Annotated in this window: 23 protein-coding genes; 5 read left to right on the forward strand and 18 right to left on the reverse strand. The window is 70.2% G+C overall.

Annotated features, from left to right (window positions below; genetic code table 11):
• Position 1 precedes the first annotated feature (1 nt).
• On the forward strand, positions 2-955 hold the full coding sequence (locus tag H7A72_RS06010) for an NAD(P)H-binding protein (protein WP_185221957.1): 954 nt from the start codon (positions 2-4) through the stop codon (positions 953-955).
• Positions 956-1,044: 89 nt separating this feature from the next.
• Positions 1,045-1,779 (forward strand): hypothetical protein, encoded by a 735-nt coding sequence (locus tag H7A72_RS06015; RefSeq protein WP_185221958.1) that lies wholly within the window; start codon positions 1,045-1,047, stop codon positions 1,777-1,779.
• Positions 1,780-1,801: 22 nt separating this feature from the next.
• On the opposite strand, the gene H7A72_RS06020 is transcribed toward H7A72_RS06015, so the two are convergent.
• The 3 genes from H7A72_RS06020 to H7A72_RS06030 all read right to left on the reverse strand — a co-directional run bounded on the left by H7A72_RS06020 (position 1,802) and on the right by H7A72_RS06030 (position 4,414).
• On the reverse strand, positions 1,802-2,641 hold the full coding sequence (locus H7A72_RS06020) for a DUF1989 domain-containing protein (protein ID WP_185221959.1): 840 nt from the start codon (positions 2,639-2,641) through the stop codon (positions 1,802-1,804).
• A gap of 187 nt (positions 2,642-2,828) precedes the next feature.
• Positions 2,829-3,296, reverse strand: a complete 468-nt coding sequence (locus H7A72_RS06025) for a hypothetical protein (protein ID WP_223277803.1) — start codon at positions 3,294-3,296, stop codon at positions 2,829-2,831.
• Positions 3,297-3,826: 530 nt separating this feature from the next.
• A complete protein-coding gene (locus H7A72_RS06030; RefSeq protein WP_185221960.1) occupies positions 3,827-4,414 on the reverse strand; it encodes a DUF6318 family protein in 588 nt (195 codons plus the stop codon).
• A gap of 280 nt (positions 4,415-4,694) precedes the next feature.
• Between H7A72_RS06030 and H7A72_RS06035 the strand changes: the two genes are divergently transcribed.
• Complete coding sequence (locus H7A72_RS06035) at positions 4,695-5,762, forward strand: NADH:flavin oxidoreductase (RefSeq protein WP_185221961.1); 1,068 nt, start codon at positions 4,695-4,697, stop codon at positions 5,760-5,762.
• A gap of 1 nt (position 5,763) precedes the next feature.
• Here the strand turns inward: H7A72_RS06035 and H7A72_RS16880 are convergent, their stop codons facing one another.
• From H7A72_RS16880 to H7A72_RS06060, 6 genes are all read right to left on the reverse strand, one after another.
• Positions 5,764-5,889, reverse strand: coding sequence for a hypothetical protein (locus tag H7A72_RS16880; RefSeq protein ID WP_255494286.1), 126 nt, complete (start codon positions 5,887-5,889; stop codon positions 5,764-5,766).
• Positions 5,890-6,010: 121 nt separating this feature from the next.
• Positions 6,011-6,655: an NAD(P)-dependent oxidoreductase gene (locus H7A72_RS06040; RefSeq protein WP_185221962.1), complete on the reverse strand. Its 645-nt coding sequence runs from the start codon at positions 6,653-6,655 to the stop codon at positions 6,011-6,013.
• A 74-nt stretch (positions 6,656-6,729) separates the two neighbouring features.
• Positions 6,730-7,779 (reverse strand): LLM class flavin-dependent oxidoreductase, encoded by a 1,050-nt coding sequence (locus tag H7A72_RS06045; RefSeq protein WP_185221963.1) that lies wholly within the window; start codon positions 7,777-7,779, stop codon positions 6,730-6,732.
• 153 nt (positions 7,780-7,932) lie between these two features.
• Positions 7,933-8,391, reverse strand: coding sequence for a hypothetical protein (locus H7A72_RS06050; RefSeq protein WP_185221964.1), 459 nt, complete (start codon positions 8,389-8,391; stop codon positions 7,933-7,935).
• A 563-nt stretch (positions 8,392-8,954) separates the two neighbouring features.
• On the reverse strand, positions 8,955-9,533 hold the full coding sequence (locus tag H7A72_RS06055) for a DUF6318 family protein (RefSeq protein ID WP_185221965.1): 579 nt from the start codon (positions 9,531-9,533) through the stop codon (positions 8,955-8,957).
• Between the two features lie 297 nt (positions 9,534-9,830).
• Entirely contained in the window at positions 9,831-10,004 is a 174-nt protein-coding gene (locus H7A72_RS06060) for a hypothetical protein (RefSeq protein WP_185221966.1), read from the reverse strand.
• Between the two features lie 287 nt (positions 10,005-10,291).
• Here H7A72_RS06060 and H7A72_RS06065 point away from each other — a divergent pair, with 287 nt between their 5' ends.
• Positions 10,292-10,456: a hypothetical protein gene (locus H7A72_RS06065; protein WP_185221967.1), complete on the forward strand. Its 165-nt coding sequence runs from the start codon at positions 10,292-10,294 to the stop codon at positions 10,454-10,456.
• Positions 10,457-10,595: 139 nt separating this feature from the next.
• Here the strand turns inward: H7A72_RS06065 and H7A72_RS06070 are convergent, their stop codons facing one another.
• Genes H7A72_RS06070 through H7A72_RS06080 form a run of 4 tightly spaced genes read right to left on the reverse strand, consistent with a single transcriptional unit; the run spans position 10,596 to position 14,182 of the window.
• A complete protein-coding gene (locus H7A72_RS06070; protein WP_185221968.1) occupies positions 10,596-12,698 on the reverse strand; it encodes a xanthine dehydrogenase family protein molybdopterin-binding subunit in 2,103 nt (700 codons plus the stop codon).
• A complete protein-coding gene (locus H7A72_RS17090; protein WP_370543561.1) occupies positions 12,695-12,913 on the reverse strand; it encodes a hypothetical protein in 219 nt (72 codons plus the stop codon). Before H7A72_RS17090 ends, H7A72_RS06070 begins: the two co-directional genes overlap by 4 nt.
• Positions 12,858-13,685, reverse strand: a complete 828-nt coding sequence (locus tag H7A72_RS06075; protein WP_370543562.1) for a xanthine dehydrogenase family protein subunit M — start codon at positions 13,683-13,685, stop codon at positions 12,858-12,860. Before H7A72_RS06075 ends, H7A72_RS17090 begins: the two co-directional genes overlap by 56 nt.
• Complete coding sequence (locus tag H7A72_RS06080) at positions 13,682-14,182, reverse strand: 2Fe-2S iron-sulfur cluster-binding protein (protein ID WP_185221969.1); 501 nt, start codon at positions 14,180-14,182, stop codon at positions 13,682-13,684. Before H7A72_RS06080 ends, H7A72_RS06075 begins: the two co-directional genes overlap by 4 nt.
• A gap of 263 nt (positions 14,183-14,445) precedes the next feature.
• Here H7A72_RS06080 and H7A72_RS06085 point away from each other — a divergent pair, with 263 nt between their 5' ends.
• Positions 14,446-15,009, forward strand: coding sequence for an antibiotic biosynthesis monooxygenase (locus H7A72_RS06085; protein ID WP_185221970.1), 564 nt, complete (start codon positions 14,446-14,448; stop codon positions 15,007-15,009).
• A gap of 800 nt (positions 15,010-15,809) precedes the next feature.
• Here H7A72_RS06085 and H7A72_RS06090 read toward each other — a convergent pair.
• From H7A72_RS06090 to H7A72_RS06110, 5 genes are all read right to left on the reverse strand, one after another.
• Complete coding sequence (locus H7A72_RS06090; RefSeq protein ID WP_185221971.1) at positions 15,810-16,379, reverse strand: hypothetical protein; 570 nt, start codon at positions 16,377-16,379, stop codon at positions 15,810-15,812.
• Positions 16,380-16,387: 8 nt separating this feature from the next.
• Positions 16,388-16,786: a type II toxin-antitoxin system VapC family toxin gene (locus H7A72_RS06095; protein WP_185221972.1), complete on the reverse strand. Its 399-nt coding sequence runs from the start codon at positions 16,784-16,786 to the stop codon at positions 16,388-16,390.
• Entirely contained in the window at positions 16,783-17,052 is a 270-nt protein-coding gene (locus tag H7A72_RS06100) for a type II toxin-antitoxin system VapB family antitoxin (RefSeq protein WP_185221973.1), read from the reverse strand. The genes H7A72_RS06095 and H7A72_RS06100 overlap by 4 nt, the downstream gene beginning before the upstream one ends.
• 253 nt (positions 17,053-17,305) lie before the next feature.
• Positions 17,306-17,497, reverse strand: coding sequence for a hypothetical protein (locus tag H7A72_RS06105; protein WP_185221974.1), 192 nt, complete (start codon positions 17,495-17,497; stop codon positions 17,306-17,308).
• Between the two features lie 184 nt (positions 17,498-17,681).
• Positions 17,682-17,900, reverse strand: coding sequence for a type II toxin-antitoxin system Phd/YefM family antitoxin (locus H7A72_RS06110; RefSeq protein ID WP_185221975.1), 219 nt, complete (start codon positions 17,898-17,900; stop codon positions 17,682-17,684).
• Positions 17,901-17,927: the final 27 nt, after the last annotated feature.

Below are 17,927 nucleotides of genomic sequence, written 5' to 3' on the forward strand. Positions count from 1 at the left end.
CATGACCGAAACTTCCACCCCCTTCGCCGCGCCGGAAGAGCCCGGCACCGCACTCGTCACCGGCGCCACCGGCTACATCGGCGGGCTGCTCGTGCCCCGGCTGCTCGACGACGGCTGGAAGGTGCGGGTCCTCACGCGCTCGAGCGAGCGGCTGCGCGGCCGCGACTGGATCGACCGCGTCGAGGTCGTCGAGGGCGACGCGACATCCGAGGCCGACCTGCGCCGGGCGCTGTCGGGGACCGACGTCGCCTACTACCTCGTGCACTCGATGGACGGCGGGGGGGATCTCGCGCGCCGCGACCGAGAGCTCGCTGAGGGCTTCGCCGCGGCCGCGGGCGAGGCTGGCGTGGAGCGCATCGTCTACCTCGGCGGCTTGCACCCCGAGGGTGCGGACCTGTCGGAGCACCTCGCCTCGCGCGTCGAGGTCGGGCAGATCCTGCTCGACGGTCCGGTGCCGACGGCCGTCCTCCAGGCAGCGGTCGTGCTCGGCAACGGGTCGGTCTCCTTCGACATGCTGCGCTACCTCACCGAGCGGCTACCCGTGATGGTCGCCCCGCAGTGGTTGCGCAACCGGATCCAGCCGATTGCGATCGACGATGCGTTGCACTACCTCGTGGGTGCGGCGGGGCTGCCGGCCGAGGTCAACCGGGCCTTTGACATCGGCGGGCCCGAGGTGCTGACCTACGAGCAGATGATCCAGCGCTTCGCGGCGGTCACCGGGCTGCGCCGCCGGCTGGTCCTCGGGCTGCCGGTCCTCACGCCGTGGCTCGCGAGCCACTGGGTCGGGCTCGTGACCCCGGTCGACGCCGCCGTGGCCAAACCCCTCGTCGGCAGCCTCGTGCACGAGGTCGTGCGTCGCGAGCACGACCTCGACGAGCTCGTGGGTCTGCCGGCGCAGGGTCTCGTCGGCTTCGACGAGGCGGTCCGTCGGGCGATGCGCGGGGTGCGGCACTAGCTTGATGCGGGCTGCGTCCCGGGGCCAAGGGGAGTGCTCCCCCCTTCGCCTCGGGCGCGGGCGCGCTCGTCGCTGGTAGACATCTGGCTGTGCCGCCCTCCGAGATCCGCCTGCTCCACCACCACGTCCGGTCTGCGGTCAAGAAGGCGATCGCTTGGTGCGTGGTGCTGCTCGCGATGGCCGTCGTCGGCCTCGCGCTGGTCGCCGCCGACAGCAAGACGCGCCAGCACGTGCTGTCGCAGAGCGAGGAGTACACCGCGACGATCACCCAGATCGAGGTCGACGGGCGGTGCCGCTCCGGTCGTCGGAGTTATGGCACGCGGAAGCACCTGACGCTCGAGTGGCAGCAGGATGGACGGAGCCGGGTCGACACCGTCACGGAGTGCGGGGGCCACGACCAGGTCGGCGACCAGATGCAGGTGTGGGTGACCGACGACGACGTGCACACCTCGTCGCCCGGGGTGTGGCAGTTCTGGCTCGTCGCCTTCCTGGCGGTGCTCGGGGCCGTCGGGCTCGGTGTCGTCTGGGGCGCGGTCAGGACGCACCTGCGGGTGCGGCGGATCCTCGCTGGGGCCCCGCCGGCGCTCGTGCACGACGTCACGGATGTGCCGTGGGGGCCGCAGGTCATGGCGACCCCGATCGGTTCGTGGGGTCGGGGAGTGAGGCCGGCACCGATGCCACCCGGCCGGGTCTTCGCCAGCGGGTCGTCCGGCTTCTATCCCCGTGGGCTCTCGTTGCACGTCACGCCGCAGGGGGCGCGGACCTGGGTCGTGGTCGGCGGGCGCAATGACCACAACGACTCCGGGTGGCGGGGGCGTCGGTGACCTCGGGCGAAGGGGGAGCCCCTCACCTCCAGGGGCGGGCCGCCAGCCCGTGGTCCTGCGCGTAGGCGGCGCGCGCCGGCGGGGACCAGCCCTCGAGCGCCTCGTCCGGGACCCGGCGGACCTCGATGCCGAGCGGGCGGCAGACGGCCTCGGCGTCGCCGGCCTCGGGGCCGAACATCGGGACCGACAGGTCGCCGCCCGGGCACGTGGACAGGGCCGCGAGCACGTCGATCTCGGCGAAGAACTCGAAGTAGTCGCCCTGCGTGGCGGGGCAGGTCTTCATGAAGTACTCGTCGCGGTCGTTGAGCCCCGTGCACTGGAAGACGTTGAGCACGTCGTGGACGTCGAGCTCGGTGAGGTGCCACGGCCGCACGGCCCGCGTCAGGTTGGAGTGGCAGTGGTAGTCGAAGGGGGCGTCGTTGAGCATCTGGCTGACGTAGGGGTCGCACCGGGTGCCGAGCAGGTCGTGGACGCGGCCCCCGTCGTCGTCGACGCCGTAGTCGGCGAGGGAGTCGCCGGTGATCGTCACGAGCGGGCGGAGGAAGGGCAGGGTCGACCACAGCCGGTCGTGGAGCGAGACGTGGGCGGCCTGGAGTTGGCGGGTGCGGGCGGCCCAGAGGCGCTCGCGCGGGTCGTGCAGACTCCACAGATTGAGGTCGGCGACCTGGGGGCCCTCGATGGTGACGATGCGGCAGACGTGGCCGGCGGGGACCTCCCACGCGCGACCGCTGCGGATCGGGATGGTGAAGGAGACGACGAGCTCGCGGCCGTCGACCATCGACCCGATGCGGTCGTAGAGCTCGTGGTCGACGTCGAGGGGACCGCCGGGGTCGGACTGGTAAGCAGCGTCGGTGAGAGCCATGAGGCCAGTCTCGCGCTTGGGTGAGGGCAGCGGGGAGCGGACGAAGGGGGTCAATCGGACGCTACGCCGTTGCTCCGGCTGGTGGGTCACGCGCTCCTGGTGACCGTGTTGGCATGGCTGAATCGGCCGGTACGCCCCTGACTCGTGCTGTGAATCATGCGGAACGGAACGTGGCGTCGCTGCCCGGTCAGTAGGTGTAGGAGGTCAGGCGGGTGCGGGTGCCGAGGACCTCGAGGGTGTCGACGGGCTCGTCCTGGAGGTCGGCGACGGTGGCGATGTCCTGCCACTGGCCGCCGTTGACGCGGTACTGGCCGGTGAGGCGGGCGTCGACCTTGACGTCCATGTCGCCTGTGTTTTTGTAGGTGTGGGTGACGTCCCCGTCGGGGTAGGTGCCGCCGGTGCTGGTCGTCCACTCCGACGTGGTGCCGTCGCCGAAGTCGTAGCGGTAGTCCTGCGCCGCGACGCGGAAGTCGATGGTCCAGGACAACAGCTTGACCGGCTTGCTCGTCTCGCCGGGCTGGAGGCCGGAGTCGTTGGGCCAGGTGGCGGCGTAGAAGGTCTCCAAGCCCTTGAGGGTCTTGTTGCCCTTGGGCTGGACCGAGACGCTGGGCTTGCTGAAGGGCAGCTCGCGGAAGGCTGTCTGGATCTGGGCCATGGTCGGGACCGGCGGGGGCTGGACCGGGACCGTCTGGGCGGGCTCGCCCGGAGCGCCGGGAACCGTGACGGCGCGGGGAGGACCGCAGGAGGCACGAGCCGAGGACTGCCACGGTCCGTCGTTGACACTGACCTGGGTGATGACCGGCAGGTCGAAGTTGTTCGGGTTCCCGGACTCGGTGATGCACCCCGCCCGAGTGCCGACGCACTGGGGCATCGAGTTGTCACACGGGACGTACCTGACCTCGACCTTGTCCTTCTTGGCTGGGCCCTTGACGTCGGTGCTGACGATGTGGGCGGACCGCGGGGCGCCGGGCTGGGATGCTGGCGCGCCGCCGGCATCTGCCCCCTTCAGGGTGCCTTGGGGTGCACGAAGGTCCTTGGTTGACTCACCAGCGGCCTTCGCACCTTGATCTGAAAAGGTTGCGCGGGGAGGCGGGTCCTTATCGTCCCGTGTGGTGGCACTTGCGGACACCGGCATGACCAGCCCAGCGAGGAGTGCTGCGGCTAAGGCGGCTCGAGCGATTCTTGTCATGAGATCACCCAATCGGCAATGTGCCACCTACCACCCGACCAAACGACGTGCTCGGTGAGCATGTACTGCGTCTTCTCGACATCGCCGATGATCTTGTCGTTTTCGTATACGTGGTGAGCCTTCACATCAACCGTCATCGAAACCTTGAAGCCTTGGTCTGGGCGCTCTGCAGCCTTCACGTTGCTGAGCGAATAAGGCTTGGCGCTCCTTGTTTGTCCCTTCGCGGCGTCCTGCTCGATGTTGCTCACCACCTTGGAACAAGGGGTGCACTCGTCATCTCCGAGCGGTGCGAGGTCGGTAGTGACGCCCGAGTGCGACGCCTCTCCAACTGCTTCGTAGTAGTACTCACCGAAGGCGGCAGCGCCTTCCTTGGTGTTCTTACGGGCCTCGGGCGGCAGGTCGTCAGGCAGCTCTGCGCCGTCGCCCGAGCCGTCGCCGGACGAGGTCTCGGACTCCGACGAAGAGCTCGACTCCGACGACGAGGGGGAGTCGGTGCTGCGGTCGATCGGGGAGGCGGTGGTCGTCGACTCCTGCGGCTCGCTGTCGTCGCCGCAGGCCGCCAGGCCACCGGTCAGGACTGCCACGGCAGCAAGGATCGCTGCACCTTTCGTGGACTGCACGGGTTCTCCCCTTCGTCGCATGTGGGGCAGAGCCCGCCCCCGAACTGCATCCACGGTAGCGAGATCCCCGCCGATCGCATCTCGACGATCCACAGGCACCGGATCTGACCCGTCGTACGGAGCAGCGGCGTAGCGTCGGATCCGGGGTCTCGAGGCTCAGGCCTGGCGGCCTTCGCACCTCGACCAGCGTTGGCTTCGCACCTCGACCAGCGTGCGGCCGGCCGGGCGTTGAGAGGATGGCGCCATGACCACTCTCCACGACCGCCTCGAGCTGGGGCACGGCGCTGCCTGGGCCAACCGCTTCGCCCTCGCCCCGCTCACCAACACCCAGAGCCACGCCGACGGCACCCTCTCCGACGACGAGTACCGATGGCTCGTGGCCCGTGCCGAAGGCGGCTTCGGCCTGACGATGACCTGCGCGACCTACGTGTCTCGGGCGGGGCAGGCGTGGGGCGGGCAACTCGGCATCAGCGACGACCGGCACCTCGCGGGCCTGACGCGTCTGGCCGACGGCATCCGCGCGGCCGGCAGCGTCTCGTCCGTCCAGCTGCACCACGGCGGCCGCCGCTCCGACCCGACCGTCACCGGTGTCGACAACGTCGCCCCGTGGGCCGACCCCGAGCGCGGGGTCCGCGCCCTGAGCACCGGCGAGGTGCAGCAGGCGGTCGAGGACTTCGTCGTCGGTGCCGAACGTGCGGAGCGCGCCGGCTTCGACGGCGTCGAGGTGCACGGTGCCCACGGCTACCTCATCTGCCAGTTCCTCGACGGTCGGCACAACCACCGCACCGACGGCTACGGCGGCTCTCTCGAGGACCGTGCTCGGATGCTCTTCGAGGTTCTGCGTGGGATCCGGGAGCGGACCGGCCCCGACTTCCAGGTGGGGGTCCGCCTCACGCCGCAGGGCAACGGGATCGTCCTCGACGAAGGCATCACCGTCGCCCAGTGGGTGCTCGACTCGGGCCTCGTCGACTACGTCGACATGTCGCTGTGGGACGCCTTCATGACCGTCGACGAGGAGGGCGACCTGCTCATCGACGCCTTCACCGGTCTGGAGCGTGGGCAGACCCGCCTGGGCGTCGCCGGCAAGATCCGCTCGGCCCAGCAGGCCCGGTGGTGCCTGGCGAAGGGAGCCGACTTCGTCGATCTCGGCCGCGCCGCGATCGTCCACCACGACTTCCCGCGGAGGGTGGAGGCGGACGGGGCCTTCGCCATGCAGGCGCTGCCCGTGACCCGGGAGCACCTGCACGCGGAGAGCGTGAGTGACCGCTTCGTCGACTACCTCGACGCGGGGTGGCCGGACTTCGTGGCGTAGGTCAGCTCCGCGGAGGCTTGACGCGGGTGTTGGTCATCAGGGTCTGCTCGACCCAGGCCATGACGAAGGGGAGGCCGGCGACCGAGATCATGGCCGCCCCTGTCATGAGGCCCGTCGTGAGGTTCATGCCTTCCACCGTGACACTGCGCAGCACACATTGCGCTGTCTGTCCGCGAGTCGCCGAGGTCGTCACCGGATCTTGACCTTCGGCCCGGGCGGTCCGCCGCCGGGGCCGAAGGTCATCGGCCTCAGTGGGCGACGGTGAACCGCTGCCGCGGGTGCTTGCCCTGCTCGATCTCGTCGACGTAGGCCAGCGCGAAGTCCGTGCCCGAGATCTCCGAGTTGCCCTCGGCGTCGGTCACGAGCTCGTCGCCACCGAGCCGGTAGCTACCGGTCGTCTCACCGGGGGCGAAGGAGCCGAAGAGGGCCGCGGGGGAGACGTAGAACCAGCGCAGCTCCTGCGGCGCCTCGCGCAGGGCGTCGAGGACCTTGGCGTGGGAGAGGGCCTCGGGCTTCCAGTCCTCGTGGAAGTCGGGGGTGTCGACGAGGCGGGGACCCCCCTTCGCCACGTGGAGCGAACCGGCGCCGCCAACGAAGGACAGGCGCGCGCCGTGCTCGATCGCGGCGGAGGTGAGGCGACCGACGTGGTCGACGAGCGGGGAACCGCCGACGTCGGCGCCGTGCGTGGCCACGACCAGGTCGTCGGCGTCTGCCGCGGCCTGCGCGAGGACGGCGTCGTCGGTGAGCGAGCCGGTGCGGTACTCGACGCCGTCGGCCTGCTCGGCCGGGGCGGTGCGGCTGTAGGAGATGACCTGGTGGCCGCGGGAGACGGCTTCGCGGGCGATGTTGCCGCCGGCGTAGCCGGTGCCGCCGAAGATGACGATGGTGCTCATGGTGTTCCTATCTGTTGGGATCCGGTGGTCGAGGTGCGACGAGCGCAGCGAGGAGCCTCGAGACCCGAAGGGGGTCAGGCGGGGAGGGCCTCGACGGGGCCGTCGCTGTTGCGGCGCCACCCGAGCTCGGGGGCGACGTGCTGGGCGAAGGAGTCGAGGATGTGCAGGTTGTAGTCGACGCCGAGCTGGCTCGGGATGGTGAGCATGACGGTGTCGGCGGCCTCGACGGCCGGGTCGGCCTTGAGCTGCTCGACGAGCTGGTCGGGCTCGGCGGCGTAGGTCTTGCCGAAGGTCGAGCGGAAGCCGTCGATGACGCCGACCTGGTCGCTGCTGCCCTGGCCCTGCAGGCCGAAGAAGTGCCGGTCGAGGTCGCTGACGATCGGGAAGATGCTGCGCGAGACCGACACCCGCGGCGACCAGTCGTGGCCGGCCTCGCGCCACGCGGCGCGGTAGAGGTCGATCTGCTCGCGCTGCAGCTCGCCGAAGGAGGCGCCGGTCGCCTCGGTGAGCAGGGTCGAGCTCATGAGGTTGACGCCCTGGCGGGCGGTCCACTCGGCCGTCTCGCGGCTGCCGGCGCCCCACCAGATGCGGCGCTCGAGGCCGGGGGAGTGCGGCTCGACCCGCAGCCGGCCGGCCGGACCCTGCGTCGGGTCGGCGTCGACGACCTTGTCCCCGCGGACCGCGGACATGAAGGTGTCGAAGTGCTCGCGGGCGATGTCGGCACCGCGTGGGTCGCGGGCGCCGGTGTGGCCGAAGGCTTCCCACCCGCGCAGGGCCGGCTCCGGTGACCCCCGACTCACGCCGAGCGCGACCCTCCCTTCGGAGATCAGGTCGAGGGCGGCGGCCTCCTCGGCCAGCTGCAGCGGGGTCTCGTAGCGCATGTCGATGACGCCGGTGCCGACCTCGATGTGCTGGGTGCGGGCGGCGATCGCGGACAGGACCGGCATGGGCGCGGCGGCCTGCCGGGCGAAGTGGTGGACGCGGAAGTAGGCGCCGTTGACGCCGATCTCGTCGGCCCCGACCCCGATCTCGACGGCGTCGCGCAGGGCCTGACCCGCGTCGGGGTCACCCGGCCCGCTGCCGTGCCCGTAGTGCCCGAAGCTCAAGAATCCGAAGGCGCGCATAACCCGTGCAACTGGTTGTTGCAGCAAGTAATTCCCGACGCCACACGCTGATCGAGGTGCGAGGCCGTCCGCGGCCGAAGCCTCGAGATCCGGTTGCCGTGGTCAGTCGCTGTTCCGCCGTGTCCGCTCACTTCGGGTTCGGTGGCAGCCCGGTCAGGAGGTCAGGCGGGTGCGGGTGCCGAGGACCTCGAGGGTGTCGACGGGCTCGTTCTGGAGGTCGGCGACGGTGGCGATGTCCTGCCACTGGCCGCCGTTGACGCGGTACTGGCCGGTGAGGCGGGCGTCGACCTTGACGTCCATGTCGCCTGTGTTCTTGTAGGTGTGGGTGACGTCCCCGTCGGGGTAGGTGCCGCCGGTGCTGGTCGTCCACCCCGACGTGGTGCCGTCGCCGAAGTCGTAGCGGTAGTCCTGCGCAGCGACCCGGAAGTCGATGGTCCAGGACAGCAGCTTGACCGGCTTGCTCGTCTCGCCGGGCTGGAGGCCGGAGTCGTCGGGCCAGGTGGCCGCGTAGAAGGTCTTCAGGCCCTTGAGGGTCTTGTTGCCTTTGGGCTGGACCGAGACGCTGGGCTTGCTGAAGGGCAGCTCGCGGAAGGCGGTCTGGATCTGGGCCATGGTCGGCACCGGCGGGGGCTGGACCTGGACCGACCCGGCACCACCTGGAAGGTTGATGACCGTCGGGGGACCGCAGGTCATGCCGTTGTAGGTCCAGGGCCCGTCATTGACCTTGATCCAGGTGATCGTGGGTGGCTGGTAGTTGCTGCCACCGGCAGCGCTGTCGCATGCGGCTCGGGCCTGGGAGCACTGCTCGATCCCGAAGTTGGAGCACGGCTCGCTGTTGACCTGGACCTTGACGTCCTTCGGTGCGTTCTTGACCTTGGGCGCGCCCTTGCCCCCGTTGGGGCTGGAAGGGCCACTCGGCGTTCCAGAGGGCGGCGGGTTGTCGCTGGTTCCCTGGTTCCCAGAGATGTCGCTCCCGGTTGAAGCGCGGGCTCCAATGCCTCGATTTGTGATCGTGCCCTCGTCGGGCGTTGGCTCGGTAGTTGCGCTTGCGGTCGTGGGTGTGGGGGTGGGGTTAGGCGTTGTCTCCATGGAGCCGGCGAAACCAGTCGGTAGAGGGCCACCGGCCACCAGGGTGGCCAATACGGAGGCGACAAGAAGGGAGCGCGTTCTCTTCGTCATTGCACACGAACCGTGTTGCGGATGACCCAGTGGCCATCCGACCACTGCGTGTTAGTCGCGAGCTTGTACGTCACAGCCTCGGCGGTCCTGCCGGGCGAGCCGTCAGCCTTGATTTCGTGGTACTCACTTGCATCCACCGTGAGCGTTACCCTGTAGCCGCCGTCCTGACGTTTCGTCGCTGCGACGTCTCTCACCTTGTTGGGGTTGACGTTCATGTGAATGCCCTTTTCGGCATCGGCCTTTGTCAGACGAACGTATTCGTCACAGGGAGCGCAGTTCGCAGAGAACTCCTCAATTGTTGCGGTATCACCCGTCTTGAGTGCCTCGCCCATCTGCATCTCAAAGAACTCGTTGAAGGCGATCGCGCCTTCCTTCGTCTTGGCCTTGGCCTCCTCGGGCAGCTCGGCGACCTTCCCTTCGCCCGATGGGAACGAGGTCTCGGACCCCGACGAAGAGCTCGACTCCGACGACGAGGTGGAGTCGGTGCTGCGGTCGATCGGGGAGGCGGTGGTCGTCGACTCCTGCGGCTCGCTGTTGTCGCCGCAGGCCGCCAGGCCACCGGTCAGGATCGCCACGGCAGCAAGGATCGCTGCACTTCGCGTGGACTGCACGGGTTCTCCCCTTCGTCGCGTGTGGGGCAGAGCCCGCCCCCGAACTGCATCCACGGTAGCGAGATCCCCGTCGATCGCATCTCGACGATCCACAGGCAGGAGGGTTTGACCCACCCTGTGGAGCAGCGGCGTAGCGCCGGATCTCGTCCTCCAGTGCCTCGGACACCTTGGCCGGTTGCGGACCTCCCTTCGCCGCGGTGTCATGGCGGAGACGCGACAGGGGTCGCGACGAAGGGGGAATCACCATGTACCGCACCGCCATCACGTCCGGTGCCGCCACGCTGCTGCTCGTCGGCGTCGGCGCTTGTGGGTCCGGGAGGACTCGGATCCGCCGTCGGTGACGGAGACGAGCTCATTGAGCACGACCGAAGGGGGCGAGAGCGAGACCTCGTCAGCGCAGGCGCCGTCGTCGAGCTCGTCGGTCCCGTCCAGCACGCCGAGCCGAGCTCCAGCACGCCCAGCTCCAGCACCACGGCGAACGAGAGCGAGAGCAGCGGCGACGACGCCGCAGAGCTCTGGCCTGCCTCGACCACGAGGGCGGCGAGACGGCCACGTGCACCGCCAACGGCCAGGACCGCATCGCGATCCACTTCCCGCACCAGCCGATCGACCCATCGGAGGTCACCCAGCGCGAGGCCGAGGCCATCCCGCTCTACGTCGAGCTCGCCGACGGCACGACGTGCGGGGTCCTCGCCCACGACCAGGCCCAGCACTGGGACGGCATGTTCAGCTGGTACGGCTGCTCCGACGACTCCGAGCTGCTGACCAAGGAAAAGATCGCCGACACCTTCGACGACGCCGAGGAGACCTGGACGGTGCAGCGCTCCAGCAACCAGGGCAAGCCGGTGGAGACCCCGGTGGCCAAGGCGGTCTTCGCGGGGAAGTAGGCGTGGGTCAGCGCGGTGACAGGCAGGAGATATCCAGACGGGCCGCGAGCTCGATCTGACGGTGCAGGTCGATCTGGTCGCCCGGGTGGGCGTCGACCCGCTGGACGTCGACGAGGAGAGCGATTGAGTGTCGGTCCGCCTACCGTGCCACGCGCTGAGGGTCGCCCCTGAGGAAGAGGTCGGGCGTCAGCGGAAGTTCGCGCACCCGGATACCGGTGGCGTGATAGGTCGCATTGGCCACCGCTGCCGAGGCACCCACGATGCCGATCTCGCCGACGCCGCGCGAGCCCATCGGGTTGATGTGCTCGTCGGTCTCGTCGAGCCACACCGCCTCGATGTCGGCGACGTCCGCGTGCGCGGCGACGTGATAGCCGGCGAGGTCGTGGTTGACGACGTGAGCCCAGCGTTCGTCGAGCACGCTGTGCTCGTGCAGTGCCATCGACAGGCCCATGACCATCGCGCCGGTCAACTGGGAGTGCGCGGTGCGCGGGTTGATGATCCGCCCGACGGAAAAGACGCCGAGCATGCGCGGCACCCGCACCTCGCCGGTCTCGGCGTGCACCCGCACCTCGGCGAACTGCGCCCCGAAGGAGTGCGGCGCGAAGCGTTCGGTGAGATCGCTCTCCGGCTGCTTAGCCTGCGTCGTCGCCCCCGCGGCGGGCGTGCGCCCGTGCTCCTCGCGGAAGGCGCGCGCCGCGGTGACGACGGTCGTGCCCCAGGAGGAGGTACCTGTCGAGCCACCGGCGAGGCTGCCCGTGGGCAGGTCGCTGTCGCCGATCCGCAGATCGACGTCTTCGACCGGGCACTCGAGCGCGTCGGCGGCGATCTGCGCGAGGGCGGTCCACGTCCCGGTGCCGATGTCCGTCGCCCCGATCTCCACGCGGTATCGATCGCCGTCGTACGTCACGCGGGCCACGTTGCCCGTCATCATCAGTGCCGGGTAGGTCGACGCGGCGACGCCGGTCCCGACGAACCAGTCGCCCTCCCGTCGTCCCGGTCGCGGGTCGCGGTCGGCCCAGCCGAACCGCCGCGCTCCCTCGCGCAGGCACCCGACGAGGTCGCGGTGGGTGAAGGGCAGGCCGGTGTCCGGGTGGATCGCGGTGTCGTTGCGCACCCGCAGCTCGATCGGGTCGAGCTCGCAGGCGATCGCCAGCTCATCCATCGCGACCTCGAGAGCGTGCATGCCCGGGCACTCACCGGGCGCGCGCATCCAGAAGGGGACCGGCACGTCGAGCGTCGCGAGCCGGTGGGTTGTGCGGCGGTGCGGCGCTGCGTACATCGTGCGCGTGGGTGCGGCCGTCTGCTCGGCGAACTCGTACAGTCGCGCGCTCTGCTCGACGACGTCGTGGGAGATCGCCGACAGCCGTCCCTGCCGGTCGCTGCCGAGGCGCACCCGGGAGATCGTCGGGGTCCGGTAGCCCGTGAGGGTGAACATCTGCTGGCGGGTCACGCAGAAGGAGACCGACAGGCCGGGCAGCCGCATGGCGGCCATCGCGGCGAGCACCTCGTGGGAGTGCGGCTTGCCCTTGGAGCCGAAGCCACCACCGACGAAGGGGGCGAGCACCCGCAGCTGCTCCGGCTCGAGCCCGAGCAGGGGGGCGAGGGCGGAGCGCGCGGTGTGGGCGCCCTGGATGGAGTCCCACAGCGTGAGGTGCTCCTCCTGCCACAGGGCCACCGTCGTGTGCGGCTCCATGGGGTTGTTGTGCTCCATCGGCGTCGTGTACGTCTGCTCGAGCCGTACCTCGGCCGCCTCGAAGGCAGCGTCCACGTCACCGCTCGCGGTGTCCGTCTCGTGGCCAGCGTTGACCTCGTCGGGTGCGTAGAGGTCGTCGCGCTCGGCCGACAGGGTGGCGTCGACGGGCTGCTCCTCGTAGGTGACCTTCACGAGGGAGGCGGCCTCGCGGGCCGTCTCGCTGGTGCGCGCCACGACGGCACCGATGAGCTGACCGCGGAAGGCGACCTCGTCACTCTGCAGGATGAGCATCTCGGTGTCGTCGGAGCTCGCGAGCCGGGGGGCGTCGAGGTGCGTCAGGGTGAGGATCACCCCGTCCAGCGCCTCGGCGGCGCTGGTGTCGATGCTGGCGATGCGGCCGCGGGCGATGGTGGCCTGCACCGGGTGCAGGTGCACCCGCTCGGCCTGCTCGTGGTCGGCGGCGTAAGGCGCGGTGCCGGTGACCTTGGCGACGGCGTCGTGGCGGGCCCGGTCAGTGCCCATCGCGCGGGGCGTGATCATGTCGGTCATCGGACCTCCTCGGTGAGGTCGCGCAGGACCGAGACCATGGTCCGGCGCAGCATCGGGATCTTGAACCCGTTGTCGGGCAGCGGGGTCGCGTCGGTGAGCTCCGCCTCGGCCGCCTCGGCGAAGGCCGCCGCGTCCGGAGCCCGGCCGCGCAGCACGTCCTCAGCGGCGCGGGCTCGCCACGGCTTGTGGGCGATGCCGCCGCAGGCGATGCGCACGTCGGCGATCCTCCCTTCGTTCCACGTGGACGGCCGCGGCGACCGAGACGAGGGCGAAGGCGTAGGAGGCCCTGTCGCGCACCTTGCGGTACTCCGAGCGCCGGGCGAAGGGGGTGGCCGGCACGTCGACGCCGGTGATGAGCTCACCGGCGGCGAGGACAGTGTCCCGCTCGGGGTGCGCGCCGGGCAGGCAGTGGAAGTCGTCGAGGGGGATGTCGCGAGGCCCGTCCGGTCCTTCGACGCGAACGATGGCGTCGAGCGCGAGCATCGCGACGGCCATGTCGGAGGGGTGGACGGCGACGCACGCGTCGGAGGCGCCGACGACGGCGTGGTCACGGGTGTAGCCACCGATCGCCGAGCAGCCGGTGCCCGGCTCACGCTTGTTGCACGGCGTCGTCACGTCCTGGAAGTACGGGCAGCGGGTGCGCTGGAGCAGGTTGCCGCCCGTGGTGGCGAGGTTGCGCAGCTGTCCCGAGGCGCCGGCGAGCAGGGCACGAGAGAGGACGGGGTATCGCTCACGGACGCGGGGGTCGGCCGCGAGGTCGCTGTTGCGCACCGTGGCCCCGATGCGCAGGCCACCGTCGGGGAGGTCTTCGATGCCGTCGAGCGGCAGCCGGCTGACGTCGACGAGCAGCTGCGGTGACTCCAGGCCCAGACGCATGTGGTCGACGAGGTTGGTCCCGCCGGCGAGATAGCGCGCCTGCGGGCCGGACGTCGCGAGGGCGATCGCGCCCGCGACGTCCTCGGAGCGGCGGTAGTCGAAGGGCTTCACGACGAGACCTCCCGGATGGCCGAGCGGATGCCGCCATAGGCCCCGCAGCGACAGAGGTTGCCGCTCATGCGCTCGCGGATCTCGTCGTCGTCCGCGGAGGCGGTGCTCGTGAGGTCCTCGGTGACATAGCTGGGGCTGCCCTCCTCGAGCTCCTCGAGCATCCCGACCGCGGAGCACACCTGGCCGGGTGTGCAGAAGCCGCACTGGAAGGCGTCGTTGTCGACGAAGGCCTGCTGCACCGGATGGAGCCCGTCCTGGGCGAGGCCGGCGGCAGTGACCACCTCCGCGCCGTCCTGGGCGACGGCGAAGGTCAGGCAGGACGTTGCCCGGCGACCGTCGAGCAAGACGGTGCAGGCGCCGCACTGGCCGTGGTCGCAGCCCTTCTTGGGCGAGGCGACGCCGAGATGCTCACGCAGCGCGTCGAGCAGGCTCGTGCGGGTGTCGAGCGTGAGCGAGCGACGTTCGCCGTCGACCACGAGGGTGATGTCGGTCTCCATGGCAGTCCTTGGCGTTGGGGTCGGGTCGGTACCTCACCGTACGGCTGGAGGGCACTCCCTGCGACCTGAACCGGTAGGTCAAGACGTCACGGCTGCGCCGACGACTCCGGGCTCCTCTCGTCGGGCGTGAGCGACCTGGTTGCCCGGGCCACGCCTGCCGTTCCCTGCCCGCGAACGCCTCGCCCACCGCGGCGCCGGCCGTGGTGGGCTCGGGAGGATCGGCGCGGTAGCGGCCGCGCCAGGAGGAGAGAGCGAGATCTCCCGTGTCTGATGGTGCGAACCAGTCGGCCGTCACCCGGATCGCCCGGCGGCGGGCGCTGCCCGGGCACGCCGAGCAGTACGAGGAGCTCGTCCGGGAGATGTTCGGCCTGATGCGCCGGCACCATGGCTTCCTCGGTGCGGACCTCATCCCGCCGGAGACCGAGGGCGGCCAGCACCAGGTCGTGGTGCACTTCGCGTCCGAGGACGACTTGGCTCGCTGGGATGGCTCCGCCGAACGACGGGAGATCCTGGCCCGTATGCGCCCGCATGCGGAGGCGCAGCCCGAGCACCGTCGGCTCCGCGCGATCGACGAGTGGTTCCTCGGCCCGGACGTGCCGAGCGGGACGCAGGTGCCGAGGTGGAAGACGGCCGTCGTCACGTGGCTCGGCATCTGGCCGCTCGCCTCGATCGTCCTGTGGCTCGTCGCCCCGATCTGGCAGGACCTCGGCCTGCCCTTCCTGCTCGCCACGGCGATCAACGTCGCCCTCATCGTGGGGGCGATGGTCTACCTCGTCTCGCCCGTGCTGACGAAGGCGCTGCGCGGGTTCCTCACGTCCTCGAGGTGACCGGAGCCCACGGTGGCGTGGCCGTCAGGCGGACCTGTCGGTCGACGCTGTTGCTGCCTGATCGCTCCGCACGACATCCACCAGCCGAGCGACCGCGGTCAGCACGGCCAGGACCGCGAGCCCGACCAGCGGGGCGGACGAGCCGATGCGGTCCGCACAGGTGTTGAGCGCGAAGGGCAGGGCGAAGCCGGAGTAGGCGACGACGTAGAAGAGGCCGTCACCGGCCCGCGGGCCTCACGCGGCGCGAGCCGTTCGACGTCCTGCACACCTCGTCGCCGTGCACTTCGACATCCTCGGTCTCGGTATCCGTCCGCAGCACGATGAGCGCGACGCAGCTGACGGTGAGCAGGACGGGGATCGCGTAGGCCGCGACGATCTCGGGGCCGACCCGGTAGTGCGGTGGTCAGGAGTGCGGTGACCACAGGACCGATCGCGAATCCACCGGTGAGGACGACGCCGGCGTGGGCCGCCCCCTTCGCCGCGTCCTGGTCCGCATCCCACGCGGTACCGGCACTCGCGACCATGCCCACGCCGAGGCCGACGACGAGCCGGCCGATGAAGACGCCGACGAGCGTCTGCCAGATGTGCGCGAAGTCCTCGAGGACGGGCACCAGAGCAGCGAAGTGGTTGGTCGCCCACCCCGCCGACAGCAGGGCGGCGAGCGTGATCAGGCTCCTATGACGGTGTGCGGTGGTCGTGACGCTCGGCGATCGCATCTCGACGATCCACAGGCACCGGGACACCTTGGCCGGTGGCGACGCCGGTGGCCAAGGCGGTCTTCGTGGGCAAGTAGGCGCTCGTCACCGCGGCGTCAGGCAGGAGATCTCCAGACGGGACCCGCCCGCGAACTCACGAGCTGGTCTGTCCGCCACCAGCATCCGGGTGCCGTGCGTCTCCGGTGGGCCTGCGGTGACCACCTCGGCAAGGGGCAGGAGCTCGCCCCCTTCGGTCCGGCCGCGGACCAGCCAGGTCGTGCGCGGCGCGCTCCACACGAAGGGCTCCACCACCGTGACGACGACGTCGTGCAGGGTGGCGTCGCCCGCGATCTCGACCTGACGGTGCAGGTCGACCTGGTCACCCGGGTGCGCGTCGACGCGCTGGACGTCGACGAGGAGGGCGCCGGGGTCACGCGGCTCGAGCAGAGGGCCGACGACGGTCCAGCCGTCGGCGTCGGGCACCCGGCGTGCGGCTTCGGACCGCGTGATGACGGCGGGCCGGTTGGCGGGCTGCATGTCCCACCAGGCGCCGCACCGGCTGCAGTGGCGGATCTGCACCCAGTCGGCCTCCGCCACCTGACGCACGCTGGGGTGGCGGGCGGCGTGGATGCACACGGGGGTGCACACCTCGCAGGCGCCTGCGTAGCTCGACATCGCCGGCCTCAGCTCGTGCTCGTGATCGCAGGTATGACGTCGGTGTGGCCGAAGTCGTCGCCGACGAAAAGCAACGGCTCGCCCGTCGTCACCGCTAGGGCGTAGGCGAAGCAGTCGCCGAAGTTGAGCCGGGCGGGGGAGCCGGAGCCGCGGCCGAACCGCTGGTAGGCCCGACGCGCAATCTCGCCCTGCTGCTCCGTCACCGGCTCGAGGGTGATCTCGAGCTCGCCGACGAGCTCGTCGAGACGGACGCCGTGGGCCGCCGAGCGTGCGTCGGCGACGATCGACACCTCGAGCCGGCTGGCGACGGACATGCGACAGGAAGAGGTCAGTGCGGCGCGCACCAGTGGCTCGGCCCCTGGCTCGTCCTCGATGATCGCGATCAGTGCGGACGAATCGACGATCATCGGGGCAGTCCCGTCTGCTCGTCGTAGAGGTCGTCCACCGCGGTGACCGAGTGCTCGCGGCTGGGAAGGGTGTCGACGTAGGCCCGCACGATGGTGTGGACCCGGTCGATCTTCGCAGCGAGTCGTCGCTGCTCGGGGTCGATGTCGTAGTCGGCCAGCAGTCGGGTGAGCGCCTCCTCGATGGCCCCGGTCTGGCTCTTGCCCGTGGCCGCTGCAGCCTGACGCGCCAGCTCGTGGACGCGTTCGTTCTTGATTTTCAGGCTCATGGTGCCAATCTACCGTTATATCAAGGTAGACATCTACCTTCGTTTATCGGGGAGCGGTTGACGCCCTTCGTCAGGACCGAGACGGTAGGGAGGGAGCAACGAAAGGACTCCCACGGCACGTCGCCTGGTCTTCCTCGTGCGGGTGCCCGGGGGAGTGGCGCCCGGTGAGGACGCGGAGGAGCGGCTGCTGAAGAGGCTGGCGGAGCGGCATTCGTCCGCTTCCTGAGGCGAAGGGGGGGTGCTCGCGCCGTGGTCAGGCCGTGAGCGTGGCGACGTCGTAGGCGTCGATCTGCGGGTCGCTCGTGACGATGGTCGCTTCCTCGCAGAGAGCCTGTGCGACGAGGAGCCTGTCGAAGGGGTCGCGGTGGTGCCACGGGAGGTCCTGCACGCAGGCGGCGTTGCTCGGCAGTGATCGGAGCGCCACGAGGTCGAGCCCGGTCAGCACCTCGCGCCAGCTGGGGTGGATGCTGAGTTTGCCGAGGGACCGCTTGATCGCGATCTCACGGCGGCAGCGCTCAGCAGTGGTTCGTTGCCCGGGTCGCTGATGAGTTCGATCGCCTCGGGCGAGATGGAGTCGCGGTCGCCGAGGAGCAGGCGGACGTCGACATTGGTGTCGAGCAGATGTCGCGTCATGAGTAGTCGGCGAAGTCGGCCAGGGGCGCGTCGACGTCGTCGCGCATGGAGCCGGCGAGGTCGCCCCAGATCATGCGCTGCTCGGTGACCACGGGCGCAGGGCTGAGGATCGCGACCCGGTGGGCGCCCCGCCGGATGACGATCGTCTCGCCGGCCTCGACCCTCCGCGGCAGCCGCGAGAGGTGGGTCTTGGCCTCGTGCACCGTGACCTCCATACCGTCAACGGTAGGTTGGTCAACTGG

The organism is Janibacter sp. YB324 (assembly GCF_014217915.1).
In the GTDB taxonomy this organism is placed as follows: domain Bacteria; phylum Actinomycetota; class Actinomycetes; order Actinomycetales; family Dermatophilaceae; genus Janibacter; species Janibacter indicus.

Bases quoted from the DNA above. Each gene is read 5' to 3' on its own strand.
- H7A72_RS06080 (WP_185221969.1), bottom strand. From the start codon at position 14,182: ATGGAGACCGACATCACCCTCGTGGTCGACGGCGAACGTCGCTCGCTC.
- H7A72_RS06045 (WP_185221963.1), bottom strand. From the start codon at position 7,779: ATGCGCGCCTTCGGATTCTTGAGCTTCGGGCACTACGGGCACGGCAGC.
- H7A72_RS06025 (WP_223277803.1), bottom strand. From the start codon at position 3,296: ATGGCCCAGATCCAGACAGCCTTCCGCGAGCTGCCCTTCAGCAAGCCC.
- H7A72_RS06095 (WP_185221972.1), bottom strand. From the start codon at position 16,786: ATGATCGTCGATTCGTCCGCACTGATCGCGATCATCGAGGACGAGCCA.
- H7A72_RS06035 (WP_185221961.1), top strand. From the start codon at position 4,695: ATGACCACTCTCCACGACCGCCTCGAGCTGGGGCACGGCGCTGCCTGG.
- H7A72_RS06070 (WP_185221968.1), bottom strand. From the start codon at position 12,698: ATGACCGACATGATCACGCCCCGCGCGATGGGCACTGACCGGGCCCGC.
- H7A72_RS16880 (WP_255494286.1), bottom strand. From the start codon at position 5,889: ATGAACCTCACGACGGGCCTCATGACAGGGGCGGCCATGATCTCGGTC.
- H7A72_RS06050 (WP_185221964.1), bottom strand. From the start codon at position 8,391: ATGGCCCAGATCCAGACCGCCTTCCGCGAGCTGCCCTTCAGCAAGCCC.
- H7A72_RS06040 (WP_185221962.1), bottom strand. From the start codon at position 6,655: ATGAGCACCATCGTCATCTTCGGCGGCACCGGCTACGCCGGCGGCAAC.
- H7A72_RS06100 (WP_185221973.1), bottom strand. From the start codon at position 17,052: ATGAGCCTGAAAATCAAGAACGAACGCGTCCACGAGCTGGCGCGTCAG.
- H7A72_RS06020 (WP_185221959.1), bottom strand. From the start codon at position 2,641: ATGGCTCTCACCGACGCTGCTTACCAGTCCGACCCCGGCGGTCCCCTC.
- H7A72_RS06010 (WP_185221957.1), top strand. From the start codon at position 2: ATGACCGAAACTTCCACCCCCTTCGCCGCGCCGGAAGAGCCCGGCACC.
- H7A72_RS06110 (WP_185221975.1), bottom strand. From the start codon at position 17,900: ATGGAGGTCACGGTGCACGAGGCCAAGACCCACCTCTCGCGGCTGCCG.
- H7A72_RS06090 (WP_185221971.1), bottom strand. From the start codon at position 16,379: ATGTCGAGCTACGCAGGCGCCTGCGAGGTGTGCACCCCCGTGTGCATC.
- H7A72_RS06065 (WP_185221967.1), top strand. From the start codon at position 10,292: ATGTTCAGCTGGTACGGCTGCTCCGACGACTCCGAGCTGCTGACCAAG.